Origin of the sequence: Streptomyces sp. NPDC042638, from assembly GCF_040647235.1 — a bacterium.
Lineage (GTDB): Bacteria > Actinomycetota > Actinomycetes > Streptomycetales > Streptomycetaceae > Streptomyces > Streptomyces rameus.
On record NZ_JBEZBT010000037.1, the window covers coordinates 43,541 to 62,990 of the forward strand.

At 72.7% G+C, this 19,450-nt stretch carries 20 protein-coding genes and 1 pseudogene; 15 read left to right on the forward strand and 6 right to left on the reverse strand.

Annotation, left to right across the window (positions count from 1 at the left end):
* The 3 genes and pseudogenes from AB0B40_RS26120 to AB0B40_RS26130 form a co-directional block, all read left to right on the forward strand.
* Positions 1 to 343, forward strand: a pseudogene (locus AB0B40_RS26120) (peptide ABC transporter ATP-binding protein); the annotation flags it as partial.
* 98 nt (positions 344 to 441) lie between these two features.
* Positions 442 to 1,833 (forward strand): M1 family metallopeptidase, encoded by a 1,392-nt coding sequence (locus AB0B40_RS26125; RefSeq protein WP_345047134.1) that lies wholly within the window; start codon positions 442 to 444, stop codon positions 1,831 to 1,833.
* A gap of 47 nt (positions 1,834 to 1,880) precedes the next feature.
* On the forward strand, positions 1,881 to 2,540 hold the full coding sequence (locus AB0B40_RS26130) for a trimeric intracellular cation channel family protein (protein ID WP_345047132.1): 660 nt from the start codon (positions 1,881 to 1,883) through the stop codon (positions 2,538 to 2,540).
* On the opposite strand, the gene AB0B40_RS26135 is transcribed toward AB0B40_RS26130, so the two are convergent.
* Entirely contained in the window at positions 2,449 to 3,696 is a 1,248-nt protein-coding gene (locus AB0B40_RS26135; RefSeq protein WP_345047131.1) for an alpha/beta hydrolase-fold protein, read from the reverse strand. The genes AB0B40_RS26130 and AB0B40_RS26135 overlap by 92 nt on opposite strands.
* A 154-nt stretch (positions 3,697 to 3,850) precedes the next feature.
* Here AB0B40_RS26135 and AB0B40_RS26140 point away from each other — a divergent pair, with 154 nt between their 5' ends.
* On the forward strand, positions 3,851 to 4,714 hold the full coding sequence (locus AB0B40_RS26140; RefSeq protein WP_345047129.1) for a thioesterase family protein: 864 nt from the start codon (positions 3,851 to 3,853) through the stop codon (positions 4,712 to 4,714).
* Positions 4,715 to 5,414: 700 nt separating this feature from the next.
* On the opposite strand, the gene AB0B40_RS26145 is transcribed toward AB0B40_RS26140, so the two are convergent.
* Complete coding sequence (locus tag AB0B40_RS26145) at positions 5,415 to 6,041, reverse strand: TetR family transcriptional regulator (RefSeq protein ID WP_362265854.1); 627 nt, start codon at positions 6,039 to 6,041, stop codon at positions 5,415 to 5,417.
* A gap of 144 nt (positions 6,042 to 6,185) precedes the next feature.
* Between AB0B40_RS26145 and AB0B40_RS26150 the strand changes: the two genes are divergently transcribed.
* The 3 genes from AB0B40_RS26150 to AB0B40_RS26160 all read left to right on the forward strand — a co-directional run bounded on the left by AB0B40_RS26150 (position 6,186) and on the right by AB0B40_RS26160 (position 7,963).
* The gene (locus AB0B40_RS26150; protein WP_345057084.1) at positions 6,186 to 6,350 is read left to right on the forward strand and encodes a hypothetical protein; all 165 of its coding nucleotides are present in this window, start codon (positions 6,186 to 6,188) and stop codon (positions 6,348 to 6,350) included.
* Positions 6,351 to 6,381: 31 nt separating this feature from the next.
* Positions 6,382 to 6,660, forward strand: coding sequence for a DUF4190 domain-containing protein (locus tag AB0B40_RS26155; protein WP_345057086.1), 279 nt, complete (start codon positions 6,382 to 6,384; stop codon positions 6,658 to 6,660).
* 133 nt (positions 6,661 to 6,793) lie between these two features.
* Positions 6,794 to 7,963, forward strand: coding sequence for a cysteine desulfurase family protein (locus tag AB0B40_RS26160; RefSeq protein WP_362265855.1), 1,170 nt, complete (start codon positions 6,794 to 6,796; stop codon positions 7,961 to 7,963).
* Here AB0B40_RS26160 and AB0B40_RS26165 read toward each other — a convergent pair.
* Positions 7,960 to 8,646, reverse strand: a complete 687-nt coding sequence (locus AB0B40_RS26165; protein WP_362265857.1) for an N-acetylmuramoyl-L-alanine amidase — start codon at positions 8,644 to 8,646, stop codon at positions 7,960 to 7,962. The two genes, AB0B40_RS26160 and AB0B40_RS26165, sit on opposite strands and share 4 nt — an antisense overlap.
* 59 nt (positions 8,647 to 8,705) lie before the next feature.
* Between AB0B40_RS26165 and mnmA the strand changes: the two genes are divergently transcribed.
* Positions 8,706 to 9,836, forward strand: a complete 1,131-nt coding sequence (gene mnmA, locus AB0B40_RS26170) for a tRNA 2-thiouridine(34) synthase MnmA (protein ID WP_345057091.1) — start codon at positions 8,706 to 8,708, stop codon at positions 9,834 to 9,836.
* Positions 9,837 to 9,884: 48 nt separating this feature from the next.
* Here mnmA and AB0B40_RS26175 read toward each other — a convergent pair whose 3' ends face one another.
* A complete protein-coding gene (locus AB0B40_RS26175; RefSeq protein ID WP_362265860.1) occupies positions 9,885 to 10,667 on the reverse strand; it encodes an alpha/beta hydrolase in 783 nt (260 codons plus the stop codon).
* A 63-nt stretch (positions 10,668 to 10,730) separates the two neighbouring features.
* Positions 10,731 to 11,054: a DUF427 domain-containing protein gene (locus tag AB0B40_RS26180; protein ID WP_345057095.1), complete on the reverse strand. Its 324-nt coding sequence runs from the start codon at positions 11,052 to 11,054 to the stop codon at positions 10,731 to 10,733.
* Positions 11,055 to 11,118: 64 nt separating this feature from the next.
* Between AB0B40_RS26180 and AB0B40_RS26185 the strand changes: the two genes are divergently transcribed.
* From AB0B40_RS26185 to AB0B40_RS26210, 6 genes are all read left to right on the forward strand, one after another.
* Complete coding sequence (locus AB0B40_RS26185) at positions 11,119 to 11,658, forward strand: TIGR00730 family Rossman fold protein (protein WP_362265862.1); 540 nt, start codon at positions 11,119 to 11,121, stop codon at positions 11,656 to 11,658.
* A 7-nt stretch (positions 11,659 to 11,665) separates the two neighbouring features.
* Complete coding sequence (locus AB0B40_RS26190; protein ID WP_345057099.1) at positions 11,666 to 12,364, forward strand: SDR family oxidoreductase; 699 nt, start codon at positions 11,666 to 11,668, stop codon at positions 12,362 to 12,364.
* Complete coding sequence (locus AB0B40_RS26195; protein WP_362265864.1) at positions 12,361 to 12,570, forward strand: hypothetical protein; 210 nt, start codon at positions 12,361 to 12,363, stop codon at positions 12,568 to 12,570. Before AB0B40_RS26190 ends, AB0B40_RS26195 begins: the two co-directional genes overlap by 4 nt.
* A 47-nt stretch (positions 12,571 to 12,617) precedes the next feature.
* Entirely contained in the window at positions 12,618 to 13,574 is a 957-nt protein-coding gene (locus AB0B40_RS26200) for a methionine synthase (RefSeq protein WP_345057129.1), read from the forward strand.
* A 15-nt stretch (positions 13,575 to 13,589) separates the two neighbouring features.
* Entirely contained in the window at positions 13,590 to 15,785 is a 2,196-nt protein-coding gene (ligA, locus tag AB0B40_RS26205; RefSeq protein WP_362265866.1) for an NAD-dependent DNA ligase LigA, read from the forward strand.
* 259 nt (positions 15,786 to 16,044) lie between these two features.
* A complete protein-coding gene (locus AB0B40_RS26210) occupies positions 16,045 to 18,279 on the forward strand; it encodes a bifunctional diguanylate cyclase/phosphodiesterase (RefSeq protein WP_345057105.1) in 2,235 nt (744 codons plus the stop codon).
* A gap of 61 nt (positions 18,280 to 18,340) precedes the next feature.
* On the opposite strand, the gene AB0B40_RS26215 is transcribed toward AB0B40_RS26210, so the two are convergent.
* Positions 18,341 to 18,919, reverse strand: a complete 579-nt coding sequence (locus tag AB0B40_RS26215) for a TetR/AcrR family transcriptional regulator (RefSeq protein WP_345057107.1) — start codon at positions 18,917 to 18,919, stop codon at positions 18,341 to 18,343.
* Positions 18,920 to 19,061: 142 nt separating this feature from the next.
* Here AB0B40_RS26215 and AB0B40_RS26220 point away from each other — a divergent pair, with 142 nt between their 5' ends.
* Entirely contained in the window at positions 19,062 to 19,433 is a 372-nt protein-coding gene (locus tag AB0B40_RS26220) for a DUF4267 domain-containing protein (protein ID WP_362265868.1), read from the forward strand.
* Positions 19,434 to 19,450: the final 17 nt, after the last annotated feature.

A 19,450-nucleotide genomic window follows, 5' to 3' on the forward strand; every position in this document is an offset into this window, starting at 1 on the left:
TCCCGCCAAGACGGAGGCTCCCGCCAAGACGGAGGCTCCCGCCAAGGCGGAGGCTGCCGCCAAGGCGGAGGCTGCCGCCAAGGCGGAAGCCTCCTCGGAGACCGGCGCTTCCGCGGAGACCCAGGCTCCGGCCGAGGCCGAGGCCGAGGTGTCCGGGGTGAAGACCGGTCCCGGTGCGAAGGTCTCGGCCGGGAAGCCCGCGGCCGGTGCCGACGCCCCCGCCGAGGAGCCCGCCGCCCCCGCCGGCGCGGCCACCGACGCTCCCGCCGAGGAGCCGACGGCCGCCGCCGAGGAGACGGCTCGTCGGGCCGGCACCGACTCCCAGGAGTCAACCGACAAGTAGCACATGACGACTGGGCAAAGTCATGTACATGCCCGAACAGGAGAGTGCAGAGTCGTCCGTGTCCGAGCAAGATCGGCACAGGCTCGAAAGGGACGACCATGGCACTCTCCCGTTCGGCACGTATAGGGGCTGTCGTCACCGCGGCGGCCTCCTTCTTCGTCATCGCGGCCTCCTCCGCCCCCACCCCCGGCGCGCCCGGCATAGGCGACCCCTACTTCCCCCAGCTCGGCAACGGCGGCTTCGACGCCCGTCACTACGACCTGGACATCGCCTACGCCCCGGACACCGGCCGCATGGACGGCCGTACGACCCTGCGCGCGCTGGCGACGCAGGACCTCTCCTCCTTCGACCTCGACCTGCAGCAGCTCCAGGTCACCCGCGTCGAGGTCGACGGCAGGCGCGCCCGGTTCACCCGCGACGGCGACGAGATCACCGTCACTCCACGCGACGTCCTGCGCGAGGGCCGCACCTTCACCGTCTCCGTCACCTACGGCGGTGTCCCCGAAGCCCTCGGCGGCCCGATCGTGTTCGGCTCCCGGTACGGCTGGATGAAGACCGACGACGGGGTCTTCGTCGCCTGTGAGCCCAACGCCGCCTCCACCTGGTTCCCGTCCAGCGACCACCCCGCCGACAAGGCCACGTACGACATCCGGATCAAGGCGCCCGAGGGCCTGACCGGAGTCTCCAACGGCCGGCTCGTGTCGACGTACGACCGGCACGGTTCGACGTACACGCACTGGCGGGAGAGCCGGCCGATGGCCACCTACCTCGCCACCGCCACCATCGGGAAGTTCGACGTACGCACCGGTCGGACCCCCGGCGGCATCCCGATCTACGTCGCTATCGACCCCGTGCTGAAGAACGGCAACAGCGTCGACGTGTACGCCGTCACCGCCGCCGCCACCGACTACTGGTCGCAGGTCTTCGGGCCCTACCCGTTCGAGGAGACCGGCGCGATCGTCGACGACATGCCCGATGCCGGCTTCTCCCTGGAGGTGCAGAGCAAGCCCGCCTACTCGGCCGTGCGCAACGAGACGACCATCGTGCACGAGCTGGCCCACCAGTGGTTCGGCGACTCCGTGAGCGTGGCGCAGTGGAAGGACATCTGGCTCAACGAGGGCTTCGCCACCTACGCCCAGTGGCTGTGGGCCGAGCACCAGGGCACCCGCTCCGCCCACGACTCCTTCCTCGCCGGCTACAACTCGCGGCCCGCCGACTCCGCCTTCTGGCAGATAAAGGTGGCCGACCCGCAGCGGGACACGATGTTCTCCTCCGCCGTCTACCAGCGCGGCGCGATGACGCTCCAGGCGCTGCGCGAGCGGATCGGCGACACGGCCTTCTTCCGGCTGCTGCCCGCCTGGACCAAGCTCCACCGCTACGGCAACGCCAGCACCGCCGACTTCATCCGCCTCGCCGAGCACGTCAGCGGGCAGCAGCTGGACGACCTCTTCGACACCTGGCTGTTCAGCACCGGGAAGCCCGCCCTGTGAGCCTGGCATTGTAAGGTCCACGACTCCTGACAGGTGAGAATGTCAGGGTGCAGATCCAGCAACTCTTCAGTCCCTCCGTCCAGCACACGCTCGATGTGATCGGCATCTTCGTGTTCGCGATCTCCGGCGCCCTGCTGGCCGTCCGGAAGAACTTCGACGTCTTCGGCATCGCCGTCCTCGCCGAGGTCACCGCGCTGGGCGGCGGGCTGTTCCGCGACCTGGTCATCGGAGCCGTACCCCCGGCCGCCTTCACGGACCTCGGGTACTTCCTCACCCCGCTGATCGCCACGCTCGTCGTCTTCTTCCTGCACCCGCACGTGGAGCGCATCCAGGCGGCGGTGCTCGTCTTCGACGCGGCCGGCCTCGGTCTGTTCTGCGTCAGCGGCACGACGAAGGCGTACAGCTACGGCCTCGGCCTGACCGCGTCCGCGACGCTGGGCCTGGCCACCGCCGTGGGCGGCGGCGTCCTGCGGGACGTGCTGGCCAACGAGGTGCCCTCGCTGCTGCGCTGGGACCGCGACCTGTACGCGGTCCCGGCGATCGTCGGCGCCACGATGGTCGTCCTGTGCATCCGCTACGCCACGCTGACCCCGTTCACCAGCGGGCTCGCGGTGGTCACGGCTTTCGTGCTGCGGCTGCTCGCGATGCGCTTCCACTGGCGAGCGCCTCGTGCCTGGAACCGCCGGTCGACGGTGACCGAGGAGTAGACCCGGCGACGGAGGTGTCGCGCCCCTTGGCACGGCTCTGGCCCATCTGCAGGGTCAGCCAGCGGAAGACGGTGTCGACCTGCGGGCGCCACAGCTCCATGGTGTGGCCGCCCGCGCTGCGCGGCAGGAACACCACGCGCACGGTGGTCGGCGCCTTGGCGACGGACTCCAGGGCCGCCCCCGCCTGGTAGCCGTCGCCGGACTGGCCGGACAGGTACAGCGCGACCGGAGGCGGTACGGCCGCCTTCCGCAGCAGCAGGAAGGGGTTGTTCGCGGCGCGCAGGGCGGGGGTCTGGGCGGCGAGGGAGTTGCGTTCGCCGATCGGGTCGTTGTAGCCGGACATGCTCACCGCGGCCCGGTACCGGTCGGGGTGCGCCACGGCCAGCTTGACCGCGCAGTGCGCGCCCGCCGAGTAGCCGGCCACCGCCCAGCCGTGGGGGGCCGGCTGGACCCGGAAGTTGTCCTTGACCATCTTCGGCACGTCGATGCTGAGCCAGCTGTCGGCGTTCACCTGGCCCGGGACGTTGGCGCAGCCGGTGTCCACGCCGGCCAGCAGGTTGGTGCGCGGGGCGACCAGGATGAACGGCGCCACCTCGCCGCTCCGCATCAGCGGCAGCAGCTGCTCGTGGGTCCGCATCGCCCCGAACCACGCCTTCGCCGAACCCGGGTAGCCCGGCAGCAGTTCCACCACCGGGAACTTCCGGTGCCGGTAGGCCGGGTCGTCGTACTGGGGCGGAAGCCAGACGTAGACCTCGGCGTTCACCCCGGAGACGCGGCCCTTGAGCTGGGTGACGCGCACCCCGCCGGCCGTGTGCATGCCGGGACCGTCGGCTGCCGTGAAGGTCTGGCGGACCGCGGGCAGCCGTCGCATCGCGATGCCGCCGGTGCCGTCCTTTCCGAGGTCGGCGGCCTGCTGGACGTGGTTGCCGGTGCCGAGCAGGTCGGCCCAGTCGTCGTACAGGCCGTTCTGGTTGTTGACCAGGACGAAGACCAGCGTGACGGCCGTGCCCTGGGCGAACAGCAGCATCAGCACGCGGACCGCGCCCCGCAGGGGCTTCGGTCCGCGTATCCGCGACCACAGCACGAGCGGCAGTAGGAGGGCGATCGCGGTCAGTACGACGGTCGTGCAGAGGAACGGAGTCCCGGTGAGGCTCATGTCCCCATAGAGGGAGATCGGGGGCCCCAGGTTGTGGAGGTTTCCGGGCACTTACCGAGAAATTGCCCGACTCTCACCCGGAGGGAAGATCATGTGCACGGCGGGGCAGGATAGAAAGCTACCGCTTAGTAGTTTCCTGCTGTACCGTTCACGCATGCCAGAAGCAGCCACCGCCCCCTTCCCGCCGCGGGCCGTGATCGGCGACAGCGAGTTCGACCGCGACACGGCGGTCACCCGGCGCGAGCCCGGCGTCTACGACATCGACCTCTCGGCCGGCTGGACCATCATCCGCGCCGTCAACGGCGGCTACCTGCTGGCCGTGCTCGGCCGGGCCCTCGCGGACACCCTGCCCCACGCGGACCCCTTCTCCGTCTCCGCGCACTACCTGACCGCCTCCCGGCCCGGCCCCGCGGTCATCCGCACCGAGACCGTCCGGACCGGCCGGACCCTCTCCACCGGCCAGGCCTCGCTCTTCCAGTACGACGACGAGGGCAACGAGGTCGAGCGCATCCGCGTCCTCGCCTCCTACGGCGATCTCGCCACGCTCCCCGACGACGTCCGTACGACCGCAACCCCGCCCCCGATCCCGCCGATGGACCAGTGCTTCGGCCCCGAGGACGGACCCGCGCCGGTCGACGGCAGCTCCGCCATCGCCGACCGGCTGATGCTCAAGCTGGACCCCGCCACCCTCGGCTGGGCGCTCGGCACGCCCTCCGGCAAGGGTGAGATGCGCGCCTGGCTCGGCCTCGCCGACGGTCGCGACGCCGACCCGCTCTCCCTGCTCCTCGCCGTGGACGCCCTGCCGCCCACCGCCTTCGAGCTGGGCCTGAAGGGCTGGGTTCCGACCGTGGAGCTGACGGTCCACGTCCGTCACCGCCCGGCCCCCGGCCCCCTGCGGGTGTCGATCACCACCCGAAACCTGGCCGGCGGTTTCCTGGAGGAGGACGCCGAGGTGTGGGACAGCGAGGACCGGCTGGTCGCGCAGTCCCGCCAGCTGGCCCGAGTCAGGCTCAGCTGAGCAACCCTCACCCCGGCCGCCCCCGGCCTCCCGAAAGGACCGCCCCCTTCGGGACCCGGCCCTGACGCGCACGGGGGAGGCCCGGCGCCCGGTCGCCCCGGAGGGACGGCCCGCAGGCGGCTCTTCGGGCGGGGTCCGGCACTCCGGAGGGGCGGCCCGCAGGCGGTTCTTCGGGCGGGTGCCCGGTACCCCGGGAGGTGCGGCCCGCAGGCGGTTCTTCGGGCGGCGCCCGGCACCCCGCACTCCGGGAGGTGCGGCCCGCAGGCGGTTCTTCGGGCGGGGCCCGGCACCCCGGGGGGTGCGGCCCGCACGGCGGCTCTTCGGGCGGGGCCCGGCACCCCGGGAGGTGCGGCCCCCACGCGGCTCTCCGGGCGGGGCCCGGCACTCCGGAGGGGCGGCCCGCACGCGGCTCTTCGGGCGGGGTCCGTACGGTGTGGCGTCCCGGCGGGGCGGCCTGTACGTGGTTCTTCGGGCGGATCCATGGGACCCGGCGCCTGAGGGGCGGCCCCGGCCCGGGGCCGTCGACGTCACCGCGCGGGTGGACGCGAACTGCACGGCGGCCTCCGCCGGATGGCCGCCGGCCGGCCGGCGCCTCTGCCCGGCGGCGACGCCGGAGCGAGCGGGTCACCGCGCGGACCGGCCTGTGCGGCGTTCCGGGGGGAACGTCGGCTCCCCCCCGGCCTGGTCCTCCCCGTCGCGCTCAGTCGAGCCAGTGGCCGCGGCCGATGGTGATGAGGCGCAGCTGGCGGGTGGCGAGCTGGGTCACCCGCTCCCGTTCCTCGGCCGGGGCCTCCAGGGCCTCCAGGAACAGGGAGGCGGTGATGAGCATCTGGTCGACGTAGAGGTGCGCGAGCATCAGCAGGTCGTCGTCGCTCCAGCCCTCCGCCTCCGGGTCCTTGGCCAGCTCGGTCTTCACCTCCTCGGCGAACCGGGACAGTTGGGCGCGGATGGCCTCGCGCACCGGCTGGACCCCGCCGTGCCGCTCCCGGGCGATGAAGCGGACGTGCGCGGGGTGCGCGTCCACGTGACCGGCGATCAGTTCGACGGCGCGCGTGATGCGTTCCTCGCTGTCGCCCGTCGTGGACACCGTCGTCCGCACCATCGGGTGCAGACTGCCCAGCGCCTCGTCGACCAGGGCCACACCGAGGTCGGCGGTCGAGCGGAAGTGCCGGTAGAAGGCGGTCGGGGCGACACCGACGGCCCGGGTGACCTCGCGCAGGCCCAGACTGCTCAGGCTCTGCTCCTCCAGCAGAGTGAGCGCCGCGTCGAGGAACGCCTGCCGGGTCTTCTGCTTCTGGGCCTGCCGGATGCCGAGGGTGTGACTCATGTCATCCAGTTAACAACTGTTCTCTGGAATTGAAAAGCCGCCGGAAGCGCTAGACTCGAAGTCAGTGAACAAGTGTTACTACAACTGTTCACCGAAACTTCACACCGGCCGAACACCAGGCATCTCGGAGGGGGGATCCCATCCATGCTGTTCCTCGTCGCCGCACTCATGCTGCTCGGAGTCGTGCTGGGCACCGTCGCCCACGCGCCGCTCACCGTCACCGGCCTCCTGGCCGCCGTCATCGCCGTCTGGCTCGGCGTCTTCGCGCTCCGCGAGCGCCACGCCCGCCGGCGCACCTCGGCCGACTGACCGCAGGAAAGGACCTCAGGAGCTGAGCACCATGCACCTCACCGCACCGGCCCCCGGCCGCACCGACGCCCGTCCCCGCACCCGCGACGCCGACGGCATGGCCGTCGCGTCCTTCATCCTCGGCCTCCTCGGCCTGCTCGTCCTCAACCTCTTCCTCGGCCCGACCGCCATCGTGCTCGCCGTGGTCGCCCTCTGGCGCGGTACGTCGCGCCCGGGCCGCGCCTACCTGGGCCTGGCGCTGGGCATCGCCGACCTGGCTGTCCTGGTGACGGCGATGGAGATCTCGGGGACCGTTTCCTGGAGCCTGTGACAGACGGCCGGGGCGAGAGCGCCGAGGACCGGGCCCCGAGGACGACGGGGCCGCCGGTCGGCCGGAGGCCGCTGAAGTGCCCGCACCCTCGCAGCCGAGGCCGACTGGGCGGGAGCCGTAGAATCACCTCACCATGGCTTACCTCGACCACGCCGCGACGACCCCGATGCTCCCGGAGGCGGCAGAGGCACTGACCGCCCTGCTGAGCATCACGGGCAACGCCTCCTCCCTCCACGCGTCCGGCCGACAGGCCCGCCGTACGGTCGAGGAATCCCGCGAAACCCTCGCGGAAGCGCTGGGCGCCCGCCCCAGCGAGGTCGTCTTCACCTCGGGCGGCACCGAAGCCGACAACCTCGCCGTGAAGGGCCTGTACTGGTCCCGCCGGGACGCCGACGCGGCCCGCACCCGGGTCCTGGCCAGCCCCGTCGAGCACCACGCCGTGCTGGACGCCGTGCACTGGCTCGGCGAACACGAGGGCGCCACCGTGGAGTACCTTCCCGTCGACTCCCACGGCCGGGTCCACCCCGAGGCACTGCGCGAGGCCATCGCCCGCAACCCCGACGACGTCGCCCTGGCCACCGTGATGTGGGCCAACAACGAGATCGGCACGCTCATGCCGGTCCGTGAACTCGCCGACGTCGCGGCCGAGTCGGGTGTGCCCCTGCACGCCGACGCGGTCCAGGCGTTCGGTCAGGTGCCGGTCGACTTCGAGGGCTCGGGCCTGGCCGCGATGACGGTGTCGGGCCACAAGATCGGCGGCCCGTACGGCATCGGCGCCCTCGTTCTGGGCCGCGAGTACACCCCCGTACCCGTACTGCACGGCGGCGGGCAGGAGCGGCACGTCCGCTCCGGCACGCTCGACGTCCCGGCCGTCGCCTCCTTCGCCGTCGCCGGCCGGCTCGCCGCCGAGCAGCGCGAGTGGTTCGCGCGGGAGATCGGCGCGCTGCGCGACCAGCTGGTCCACGCCGTGCGCGACGCCGTCCCCGACGCGATCCTCGGCGGCGACCCGGACCCCGGCGGGCGGCTCCCGGCCAACGCCCACTTCACCTTCCCCGGCTGCGAGGGCGACTCCCTGCTGCTCCTGCTGGACGCCCAGGGCATCGAGTGTTCCACCGGCTCCGCCTGCACCGCGGGCGTCGCCCAGCCCAGCCATGTCCTGCTCGCCACCGGCACCGACCCGGACCTGGCCCGCGGCACCCTGCGCTTCTCGCTCGGCCACACCTCCACGGAAGCGGACGTCGAGGCCGTCGCGAAGGCGATCGGCCCGGCGGTGGAGCGGGCCCGGGCGGCGGGGCTCACCTAGGGCCGTTCGCCCCCGGGGCCCCGGCGGGCGGGCGCGGCGCGGGCCAGGCGTATGTACCGCTCCCAGTCCCAGAAGCGCCCCGGGTCCGTGTGGTCCGTCCCCGGCACCTCCACATGCCCGATGATGTGCTCCCGGTCGGCGGGCATGCCGTAGCGCCGGCACACCGCCGCCGTCAGCCGGGCCGAGGCCGCGTACATGGCGTCCGTGAAGGACGAGGCGTCCGCCACGAAGCCCTCGTGCTCGATGCCGACACTGCGCTCGTTGTACTGCCGGTTGCCCGCGTGGAAGGCCACGTCCAGCTCCCGGACCAGCTGGGTGATCCGGCCGTCCTCGCGCACGACGTAGTGCGCCGCGGCCCCGTGCGACGGGTCCTGGAAGGCCTTGACCGCCGACGCGTAGCCACCCTGCGTGACATGGACGACGACCCGGTCCACCGGATAGTCGTCCGGGCGGTCCGCCCGCCGGTAGTTCGCGGGCGAGGCCGCCACCCAGCGGGCGCCCCGGTAGTCCACCGCGCCCGCCACACGCGGCTTGTCCACCCCCGGCAGCCGCCACCACAGGTGGGACAGCGTCTCGCGGGCCAGCACCGCCGAGCCCACCGCCGCCGCGGCCCCGCCGACGAGCAGGGCCCGCCGCCCCAGCCGCCGGTCCCCGTCCCCCGCCGCCCGCGTCGTCTCCCCCATGTGCCCGTCAACGGATGGCCGACGGACCAGGTTCCCGCCCCCCGTACCCTGGAAGGGTTATGACTGACACCCCGCAGCGCACCCGCCCCCTTCGCGTCCTCGCCGCCATGTCCGGCGGGGTCGATTCCGCCGTCGCCGCCGCGCGCGCCGCGGAAGCAGGCCACGACGTCACCGGCGTCCACCTCGCGCTCTCCGCGAACCCGCAGTCCTTCCGAACCGGCGCGCGGGGCTGTTGCACCATCGAGGACTCGCGAGACGCCCGCCGCGCGGCCGACGTCATCGGCATCCCCTTCTACGTCTGGGACCTCGCCGACCGCTTCCGCGAGGACGTCGTCGAGGACTTCGTCGCCGAGTACGAGGCCGGCCGCACACCGAACCCGTGCCTGCGCTGCAACGAGAAGATCAAGTTCGCCGCGCTGCTGGACAAGGCGCTCGCCCTCGGCTTCGACGCCGTGTGCACCGGCCACTACGCCCAGGTGGTCGTGAACGCGGACGGCTCCCGGGAGCTGCACCGCGCCTCCGACATGGCGAAGGACCAGTCGTACGTCCTCGGTGTGCTGGACGAGAGGCAGCTGGCGCACGCGATGTTCCCGCTCGGCGACACGGTCACCACCAAGGAGGAGATCCGCGCGGAGGCCGAGCGCCGGGGCCTGGCCGTGGCCAAGAAGCCCGACTCGCACGACATCTGCTTCATCGCCGACGGCGACACCCAGGGGTTCCTGGCCAAGCGGCTCGGCCGGGCCGAGGGCGACATCGTGGACGAGTCCGGCGCCCGGCTGGGCACGCACGAGGGCGCGTACGGCTTCACCATCGGCCAGCGCAAGGGCCTGCGGATCGGCACCCCGGCCCCGGACGGCAAGCCCCGCTACGTCCTCGACATCTCCCCGGTCACCAACACGGTCACCGTAGGCCCGGCCGCCGCCCTGGACGTCACCGCCCTGACGGCGATCAAGCCGCGCTGGTGCGGCACCGCCCCGGCCGGCCCCGGCACCTACACCGCCCAGCTGCGCGCCCACGGCGGCGAGACCGAGGTGACCGCGGAACCGGTCGACGGCGCCCTGCACGTCACCTTCGCCGAGCCGGTCCGCGGGGTCGCCCCCGGCCAGGCGATCGTGCTGTACGACGGCACGCGCGTGGTGGGCTCGGCGACGATCTCGTCCACCACGCGCGCGACGGCACCGGCGCTCTGAGCCGGCGCGGGGCGCCCGCCCGCCGCGGGGCTCCGCAGCCGCGGGCGGCTACCGGGCGAAGAACTCGGTCAGCACCGGCCCCAGCACCTCCGGCTCCACCATGTGGGTCTGGCCCTCCAGGACCCGGTACGCGCCCTGCGGCACGGTCTCCGCGATCTCCCGGGACGCCGTGCGCATCCACTCCGGGCTCGCGCCGCCCGCGACCGCGAGCACGGGCACGGTGATCGCGGCGAGCCGGTCCCGGGGGAGCAGACCGTCGCCCATGACCGTGTCGTCGTGGGCGAGGCTGGGCGCGACAGCCTCCATGCCGGCCCACATGGGGGACTGGCGGGCGCCCTGGACCATCTCCTCACCGAGGCCCGTCAGGCGCAGGAACAGCTCCACCGCGTCCCCCCGCCGGCCCTCGCCGAGCGCCTTGTTCAGCCGCTCCTTGTAGGCGGCCTCCCGCGCGGCTCCGTCCGCCAGGTGGTCGGCGTACGGCACCTCGTACACCGCCGCCCGGTTGACCGGCAGCCCGCTCGCCGCCGCGTGCAGGACCAGCGCGCCGCCCGAGGAGACCCCGAACAGCGCGGCGTCGCCGCCCACCGCGTCGATGAGCGCGCTCAGGTCCTCGATCTCCCGGTCGACCGCGTACGGCGCCGTGTCACCGCTCGCGCCGCGGCCCCGGCGGTCGTAGACGACGGCCGTGCAGTGGTCCGCGAGGCGCTGCGCCAGGGGCGCCATCGTGCCGCCGGTGGACATCGCGCCGCTCACCAGGATCACCGTGGGCCCCTGGCCGGTCACTGCGTACGCGAGGGAGGTGCCGTCGCGGGAAGTGGTCTTCTTGTCCATGGCCGTGCAGACTGCCGCACGGCCATGGACTCATCGGTCACGACACGGCGGTGCCGGGGGTGGTCATGAGACCTCGTTGTCGTAGAAGCAGTAGTGGTCCCTGATCTCGGCGACGCCCGGCTTCGGGTCCGGGTAGGCCCAGACGAGGTCGGGCGCGTCCGGCAGCGACCAGTAGGACGCCGTGCCCTTGAAGGGGCAGACGGTGTGGGTGTCGGAGGGCGTCAGCAGATCCAGGCGTACGTCCTCGGCGGGGATGTAGTACCGCACCGCGCAGCCCGTCTCGCGCAGCTCCAGGGGGCGGTCGGTCTCGGCGAGCACCTGGCCGCCGTGCACCACGCGCACGTGCCGCTCGCTCTTCTCGATGGTGATCGTGTGTCCTTGGGCCATACCGGATCAGCACCGCACGGGCCGCACTTCTTCCCGCCCGGCGGGGGACCGTACGGTAGAGGTCGTGAACATCTGCGTCTTCCTGTCCGCCGCCGACCTCGACGAGCGTTACACGCGCCCCGCGCGCGAGTTCGCGGAACTGATCGGCAAGGCCGGCCACACCCTGGTCTGGGGCGGCTCAGACTCCGGTCTGATGAAGGTGGTCGCCGACGGGGTGCAGGAGGCGGGCGGCAGGCTGCTGGGCGTCTCCGTGGAGTTCCTGGCGAACAAGGCACGGCCCGGCGCGGACGAGATGGTCATCGCGGCCGACCTGGCCGAACGCAAGAAGCTGCTGCTGGAGAAGGCCGACGCCGTGGTGATCATGGTGGGCGGCACCGGCACGCTGGACGAGGCCACCGAGATCCTGGAGCTGAAGAAGCACGGCCGCACCGCGAAGCCGGTCGTGCTGCTGAACACGGCGGGCTTCTACGACGGTCTGCAGGAGCAGTTCCGCCGCATGGAGGCCGAGGGCTTCCTGCCCCGCCCGCTGGCCGAGCTGGTCTTCTTCGCGGACGAGCCGGCCGGGGCGCTTGCCTACCTGGAGGAGCAGTCCGGCGTCCGGTGATGCGAGCATGGCGGGCATGGCTACTCATGTGATCACCGGGGCCGGTTCCGGCATCGGCGCGGCCGTGGCCCGCCGGCTGCACGCGCGCGGGGACGACATCGTGCTGCACGCGCGCGACGCGGGCCGCGCGAAGGAACTCGCGGCCGGGCTGCCGGGCGCGCGCACCCTGGTCGGCGACCTCGCGGACCCGGACAAACTGTCCTGGGCGTTCTCCCACCAGAGCCTGCCGGACCAGGTGGACTCCCTGCTGCACATCGCCGGGGTGGTCGACCTCGGCGATGTCGGCGACCTGACCCCGAAGTCCTGGCGCCACCAGCTGAACGTCAACCTGATCGCCCCCGCCGAGCTGACCCGGCACTTCCTGCCGCAGCTGCGGGCGGCGCGCGGCCATGTGATCTTCGTCAACTCCGGCGCCGGTCTCAGCGCGAACGCCGGCTGGTCCGCCTACGCCGCCTCCAAGCACGGCCTGAAGGCGCTCGCCGACTCCCTGCGCCAGGAGGAGCACGCGGCCGGCGTCCGCGTCACCTCGGTCTACCCCGGCCGCACCGCCAGCCCCATGCAGGCCAAGGTGCACCGGCAGGAGGGCAAGGAGTACGACGCGTCGAAGTGGATCGACCCCGAGTCGGTCGCCACGGCGATCCTGACGGCCCTGGACCTGCCGGCGGACGCCGAGATCACCGACCTGTCGGTACGGCCGGGGCGGTGACCGGGGCGGACGGCGCCGGGATCCGGGACTGGCCGGCGGAGGTCTGGCCCCGGACCGAGGCCGCGCTGCTCCTCGCGGACGGCGACACCGGCGATCCGCTCGCCGGCCGGCCCGTGCTGGGTGAGATCTTCGACGACACCGACCGCACGGAGCTGCGGAGCCTCAGGACCGAGGGCGGGCCCGCGTTACGTACCCTGCCGGAGTGAGCGAAAAAAGCACGATCAGCTTCGCGGGAGCCACCGGAGTCGGGTCCATGCCCGGCGGGGACGCCCGGGAGGCGGCGAAGACCGTCACCGGCAGCTTCGAGGACTTCCCGTTCCTGCCCGAACTGCCCGCCCGGGGCCCCGGTGCCGACATGATCGGCCGGACCGCCGGGATGCTGGCCGAGCTGTACGCGCGCGTGGAGCCCAGCGGATGGCGGATCGGGGACCGGCCCGGCCGGGACACCAAGCGGGCGCGGTCCTGGCTGGGCGAGGACCTGGACGCCCTGGAGGAGTTCACCCAGGGCTACGAGGGCGACCTGAAGGTGCAGGCCGTCGGGCCGTGGACGCTGGCCGCGGCCCTGGAGCTGAAGAACGGCGAGGCCGCCCTGTCGGACCCCGGCGCGTGCCGGGACCTCGCCGCCTCGCTCGCCGAGGGGCTGCGGCTGCATCTCGACGAGGTACGGCGCCGCATCCCCGGTGCCCGGCTCGCCCTCCAGCTCGACGAACCCTCCCTGACCGCGGTCCTGCGCGGCCAGGTGCGCTCGGCCAGCGGCTACCGCACGCACCGCGCCGTGGACCGGCAGGTCGTGGAGTCCACGCTGCGGGACGTCGTCGCCGCGCACGGCGACGGACCCGTGATCGTCCACTCCTGCGCCCCGGACGTGCCGTTCGCGCTGCTGCGGCGGGCCGGCGCGGCGGCCGTCTCCTTCGACTTCACGCTCCTCACCGAGCGTGACGACGACGCGATCGGTGAGGCCGTGGAGGGCGGCACGCGACTGTTCACCGGTGTGGTGCCGGGCACGGACGGCCCGTTGTCAGACCCTGCCGGTAGCGTCATGGGTGTCAGGACGTTGTGGCGCAGGCTGGGGCTGCATCCGGGGCTGCTCGCGGAGGCGGTCACGGTGACCCCGGCGTGCGGTCTGGCGGGCGCTTCCCCCGCTTACGCACGCCACGCGCTCGCCCACTGCGTCCAGGCGGCGAGATCCCTCGCGGACAACCCAGAGTAACGGGAGGACAACACGGTGGCCGGCGACAAGCAGCAGGCGGAGACGGCAGTGCCCGCCGAGGCACGTGACAGGCACGCGCAGCTCGCTGAGCAGATCGAGGAGCACCGCTTCCGGTACTACGTGAAGGACGCCCCGGTCGTCAGCGACGCCGAGTTCGACACGCTCCTGAAGACTCTGGAGGCGCTGGAGGAGGAGTATCCGGAGCTGCGCACCCCGGACTCGCCCACCCAGAAGGTCTCGGGGTCGTACGCGACGGAGTTCACGGCGGTGGAGCACCGCCAGCGGATGCTGTCGCTCGACAACACCTTCAACGACGACGAGCTGGCCGCCTGGGCCGACCGCATCGCCAGGGAACTGGGCGAGCAGAAGTACCACTTCCTGTGCGAGCTGAAGGTGGACGGCCTCGCGGTCAACCTCACCTACGAGCACGGCCGCCTGACCCGCGCGGCCACCCGCGGCGACGGCCGCACCGGCGAGGACATCACCCCGAACGTCCGCACGATCGCGGAGATCCCCGACCGCCTCGACGGCGACGAGGTGCCCGAGCTGGTGGAGGTCCGCGGCGAGGTCTACTTCCCGATGGAGAAGTTCCTCGAACTGAACGAACGCCTGGTCGCGGCCGGTGACAAGCCCTTCGCCAACCCCCGCAACGCCGCCGCCGGTTCGCTGCGCCAGAAGGATCCCCGGGTCACCGCCACCCGGCCGCTGCACATGGTCGTCCACGGCATCGGCGCCCTGGAGGGCTACTCGGGCATGACCCGGCTCTCCCAGGCGTACGACCTGCTGAAGACCTGGGGCCTGCCCACCTCCCCGCACAACCGCGTGGTCGACGGCCTCGACGGCGTCAGGGAGTTCATCGCGTACTACGGCGAGAACCGTCACTCCGTCGAGCACGAGATCGACGGTGTCGTGGTCAAGCTGGACGAGATCCGGCTCCAGGGCCGTCTCGGCTCCACCGCGCGCGCTCCCCGCTGGGCGATCGCCTACAAGTACGCGCCGGAGGAGGTCAACACCAAGCTCGTCGACATCAAGGTGGGCGTCGGCCGCACGGGCCGCGTCACGCCGTACGCCCAGGTCGAGCCGGTCACGGTCGCGGGCAGCGAGGTGGAGTTCGCCACCCTGCACAACCAGGAGGTCGTCAAGGCCAAGGGCGTGCTCATCGGCGACACCGTGGTCATCCGCAAGGCCGGTGACGTCATCCCGGAGATCCTCGGCCCGGTGGTCGACCTGCGCGACGGCAGCGAGCGCGCCTTCGTGATGCCGGGCAAGTGTCCTGAGTGCGGCACGGAGCTGCGGCCCATGAAGGAGGGCGACATCGACCTCCGGTGCCCCAACGCCCGTACGTGCCCGGCCCAGTTGCGCGAGCGGGTCTCGTATCTGGCGGGCCGCGAGTGCCTGGACATCGAGCACTTCGGGCAGGTGGCCGCCGCCGCGCTGACCCGTCCGCTGGAGCCGGCCGACCCGCCGCTGGTGGACGAGGGCGACCTGTTCGACCTGACGGTGGAGAAGCTGCTGCCCATCAAGGCCCATGTCCTCGACCCGGACAGCGGCCTGCCCAAGCGCGACCCCAAGACCGGCGAGGAGAAGGTCGTCACGGTCTTCGCCAACCAGAAGGGCGAGCCGAAGAAGAACACCCTCGCCCTGCTCGCGAACATCGAGGCGGCCAAGGCCCGTCCGCTGGCCCGCTTCCTCAACGGGCTGTCCATCCGGCATGTGGGACCGGTGGCCGCGCAGGCCCTCGCGCGCGAGTTCCGCTCCGTCGACCGCATCGAACAGGCCACCGAGGAGGAGCTGGCGGCCACCGACGGCGTCGGCCCGATCATCGCCGCCGCCCTCAAGGAATGGTTCGCCGAGGACTGGCACCGCGAGATCGTCCGCAAGTGGAAGGCCGCCGGAGTCCCGCTGGAGGAGGAGTCGACCGGCGAGGACGAGGGCCCGCGTCCGCTGGAGGGGCTCACGGTCGTCGTCACCGGCACGCTGGAGAACCACACCCGCGACGGCGCCAAGGAGGCTCTGCAGCGGCAGGGCGCGAAGGTGACCGGTTCTGTCTCGAAGAAGACCTCGTTCGTCGTTGTGGGTGACAACCCCGGATCGAAGTACGACAAGGCCATGCAAGCGAAGGTTCCTGTTCTGAACGAGGACGGTTTCGGCGTCCTCTTGGAGCAGGGCCCCGAAGCGGCGGCCGAAGTCGCGCTTCCGACCGGGGAGTAGCGGTTGAAGGCCACCCGATCGGCGCATATCAGTTGCATACGGGTGGCCCGGGCGCATTCGGGCAACCGTCGGAGACCGCTGCCCGTGGAAGCCTTCCGCGGCCTACTGTTGAGGTGTGCGCCTGCCGTGCCCAGCTACGGCTGGGGCATCTCCGTGCCCTCCAGTGGCCCGGGGAAGGTTTCTTCGACGCGGAGCTGCTGATGGTTGTCGGGCGTCGGGCCGCGTGGCGTGGGCACCGCCGGCTGTGAGAGGGACGGGAATGGAACCGACCGAGAGCGCCGCCCCGGACTCATGGCTGCGTCTGCGCCGCCGCGCGGGCACATGGCGCGGGCACCGGTGGACCGGGCGGGCCGACGGGCGTTCGGGCATGCGAACGCGTCGCGCCGGCACCGCCGCCGAAGCCCCCACCCCCCTGCCGTCGCTCATCGCGCCCGCCTCCGGCCTGGCCGGCGCCGACACCGAACGGCACCTGCCCTGGCCGGCGCTGCCCGCGGCCGTCGTCGCCGCCGCGGGACTCGCCCTGGGCGCAGGCTTCTACCGCGCCTACACCGGCCACCACGCCCTGTTCCCCTGCGGCACGGTCGGCTGGGCGCTGGCCCTGCTCACCGGCGTCATCGTCGGCCACCTCGTCATGCTGGGCCGCGCCCGCTGGTGGGGCGGCACCGGATCGGGCGCCGCCCTCACCCTCGCCGTCCTGCTGCTGTACGGCTGGCTGCCGGCCGGCCTGGTCAGCCTCACCGTCGTCCTCCTGGTCGGCGTCGCCCGACGGCACCACTGGCGCCAGGGCGTGCTGCACGGCGCGGTGGACGTCCTCGGCATCGGCGTCGGCGCCCTGCTGCTCGGCGCGTTCGGCCGGGTCCCGAGCGTGGAGGAGCCCTGGCGGCCGGACAGCTGGAGCATCGCCACGGTCCCGGAGGTCGTCCTGGTCGCCGTCGCCTACCTCGCCGTCAGCCGCGGCCTGCTGTGGTACCTGTACGCTCCGCGCGGCGGCAGGGTTCCCACCGTCGCCCGCACGGCCCTGGTCAGACAGGGACTGCTCGCCGTCGCGCTGCTCGGCATCGCGCCCCTGCTGTGCGTCGTCGCCGACGCCCAGCCGGTCCTGCTCCCGCTGTTCGCCATCCCGCTCATCGCCCTGGACTCGACGTTGTGGATGGCCCGCGCCCGCGCCGAGGAGCAGCTGCGCGACCCGCTGACCGGACTGCCCAACCGGCAGTGGCTGCTGGAGCGGATCTGGACCGCCCTGGACGACGCCGAGCGCATCGGGGCCCGCGCCGCGCTCATGCTCATAGACCTCGACCGCTTCCGGTCGGTGAACGACACGCTCGGTCATCTGGCCGGTGACCGGCTGCTGCTCCAGATAGCCGACCGGCTGCGGCTCGCCCTGCCGCGCGGCGCCGAGGCCGCCCGGCTCGGCGGGGACGAGTTCGCCGTCTTACTGCCCGTCGCCGACTCCACCACGTCGGCCACCCGCGTCGCCCGCGGCCTCGTCGCCGCCCTCAGCTCCCCGCTCGACCTGGACGGGCTCACCCTCGTCCTGGAGGCCAGCGCCGGCGTCGCCGTCTTCCCCGATCACGCGCTCGACGCCGAAGGGCTGCTGCGCCGCGCCGACGTCGCGATGTACCAGGCGAAGAGGGACCGTACGGGCGTCGAGGTGTACGAGTCCAAGCGGGACTCCAACACCCCCGACCGCCTCGGCCTGCTGGGCGACCTGCGCCGGGCCCTGGACGCGCACGAGGTACAGCTCCACTACCAGCCCAAGGTCCGCTTCGACGGGCAGGTCGCCGGCCTGGAGGCACTGGTCCGCTGGGTGCATCCCGAGCGCGGGAAGGTGCCGCCGGACGAGTTCATAGCGATAGCCGAGTCGTCGGGGCTGATGCCCCACCTCACCGAGTACGTCCTGGAGACCGCGCTCGGTCAGGTCGCCCTCTGGCGCGCGCAGGGCCTCCGGGTGCCGGTCGCCGTCAACGTCTCCCCCCGTGACGTCCACACCCCCGGCTTCGCCGGCTCCGTCGCCGCCCGGCTGGCCCGGCACGGCGTGCCCGCCGGGGCGCTCCAGCTGGAGATAACGGAACACGTCCTGCTGGAGGACCCGCAGCGGGCCGCCGACACCCTCGCCGGGCTCACCGGGCACGGCGTGAAGATGTCCCTGGACGACTTCGGCACCGGGTACTCCTCCCTGGTGCACCTGCGGCGGCTGCCCGTCAGCGAGCTGAAGATCGACCGTTCCTTCGTCGCCCGGCTGGCCGTCGACGCCGAGGACGCCGCGATCGTGCGCTGCACCGTCGACCTCGCCCATTCGCTGGGCCTGCTGGTCGTGGCCGAGGGCGTCGAGGACGACGAGACCTGGGAGCGGCTGCGCGACCTGGGCTGTGACGCCGTGCAGGGGTGGCTGGTCGCCGCCGCGATGCCCCCCGAGGAGGCGACGGCCTGGCTGCTGGCCCGGGGATCCCGCGGATGGCAGCGGCCGACCGCCGCGCTGCCCGCCGCCGAGTAGCCCCCGCGCGCTCAGCTCCCCGCGCGCTCAGCTCCCCGCGCGCTCAGCTCCCCGCGCGCGCTCAGCCGCCCGCGAAGTGGCCGATCAGCAGGGCCAGCCGCCGTTCGCGCGCGTGTTCCGGCAGCCGTCCGCTGCGCATCAGCGTGACCAGACCGTGCAGGGCCGCCCAGAACGTCTCCGTCAGCAGATCCGGTTCGTCACCCCGCGCCGCGATCGGTTCCACCGCGAGGAGCAGCTCGGTGAACGCCTCCCGCAGCGGTGCCGGTGCGTCCTCCGTGGCGAACGGCAGGTCCACCGGGTGGGTGAAGATCGCGTCGTAGAGCGCGGGCCGGCGCCGCGCGAAGGACGTGTACGTCTCCGCCACCGCCGCCAGCGCCTCCCGCGTGCCGTGCGCCGCCGCGCGCGCCTGCCGCAGCTCCGCCGCCAGGTCGGCGCAGCCCTGCACCGCGACCGCCGCCATGATCGCGTCCTTGCCCTTGAAGTGGCTGTAGAGGACCGGCTGGCTGTACTCGATCTCGGCGGCCAGCCGGCGGGTGGTCACCGCGTCCCAGCCCTCGGCCTCCGCCAGCTCCTGCGCGGCCGTGACGATCAGCCGCCGGCGCTCGGCTCGTTCGCGTTCCCTGCGTGTCTGGATCGACATGCGCCGATTCTAGCAGTGCTAGCCAATCTGTCGGCGCTCTGCTAGCCTCGCTCTTGTCGCTAGCGCTGCTAGAAAGACGGGAAGACAGACAAGAAAACAGGCAAGACACCCGGCAAGACTCCCGGCAAGAGGAGAAGCGAACGTGACCGTCACCGCGTACACCCTGGCCGTCCTGCTCGACCTGTTCTGCGTGTTCCTCGGCTACCGGTTCTGGTTCCGGCCCGCCCCCGCCGCGGCCGGCTACGGCGTCCCGGCCGACCCGCGCGGCGACGCTCGCGCCTACCTGTCCGTCAAGGGGCTCAGGGACGGCACCTTCGGGCTGCTGGGCCTCGCCCTGCTCGCCTTCGCGGGGGCCCGCGCCGAAGCCTGGTTCATGGTCTGCGTGGCGCTCGTACCGCTCGTCGACACCCTGATAGTCCTGCGCAACGGCGGCACGAAAGCCGTCGCCTTCGGGATCCACTTCGCCACCGCGGTCGTTGTCCTGATCAGTGGCGGACTGCTCTTCGCGGTCTGACCGCCGGACAAAGGGGA

Coding starts and splice junctions, on each gene's coding strand:
- AB0B40_RS26150 (WP_345057084.1), top strand. CDS start 6,186: ATGCTGTTCCTCGTCGCCGCACTCATGCTGCTCGGAGTCGTGCTGGGC.
- AB0B40_RS26215 (WP_345057107.1), bottom strand. CDS start 18,919: ATGTCGATCCAGACACGCAGGGAACGCGAACGAGCCGAGCGCCGGCGG.
- AB0B40_RS26125 (WP_345047134.1), top strand. CDS start 442: ATGGCACTCTCCCGTTCGGCACGTATAGGGGCTGTCGTCACCGCGGCG.
- AB0B40_RS26160 (WP_362265855.1), top strand. CDS start 6,794: ATGGCTTACCTCGACCACGCCGCGACGACCCCGATGCTCCCGGAGGCG.
- AB0B40_RS26165 (WP_362265857.1), bottom strand. CDS start 8,646: ATGGGGGAGACGACGCGGGCGGCGGGGGACGGGGACCGGCGGCTGGGG.
- AB0B40_RS26190 (WP_345057099.1), top strand. CDS start 11,666: ATGGCGGGCATGGCTACTCATGTGATCACCGGGGCCGGTTCCGGCATC.
- AB0B40_RS26210 (WP_345057105.1), top strand. CDS start 16,045: ATGGAACCGACCGAGAGCGCCGCCCCGGACTCATGGCTGCGTCTGCGC.
- AB0B40_RS26135 (WP_345047131.1), bottom strand. CDS start 3,696: ATGAGCCTCACCGGGACTCCGTTCCTCTGCACGACCGTCGTACTGACC.
- AB0B40_RS26155 (WP_345057086.1), top strand. CDS start 6,382: ATGCACCTCACCGCACCGGCCCCCGGCCGCACCGACGCCCGTCCCCGC.
- mnmA (WP_345057091.1), top strand. CDS start 8,706: ATGACTGACACCCCGCAGCGCACCCGCCCCCTTCGCGTCCTCGCCGCC.
- AB0B40_RS26200 (WP_345057129.1), top strand. CDS start 12,618: ATGCCCGGCGGGGACGCCCGGGAGGCGGCGAAGACCGTCACCGGCAGC.
- AB0B40_RS26175 (WP_362265860.1), bottom strand. CDS start 10,667: ATGGACAAGAAGACCACTTCCCGCGACGGCACCTCCCTCGCGTACGCA.
- AB0B40_RS26180 (WP_345057095.1), bottom strand. CDS start 11,054: ATGGCCCAAGGACACACGATCACCATCGAGAAGAGCGAGCGGCACGTG.
- AB0B40_RS26145 (WP_362265854.1), bottom strand. CDS start 6,041: ATGAGTCACACCCTCGGCATCCGGCAGGCCCAGAAGCAGAAGACCCGG.
- AB0B40_RS26140 (WP_345047129.1), top strand. CDS start 3,851: ATGCCAGAAGCAGCCACCGCCCCCTTCCCGCCGCGGGCCGTGATCGGC.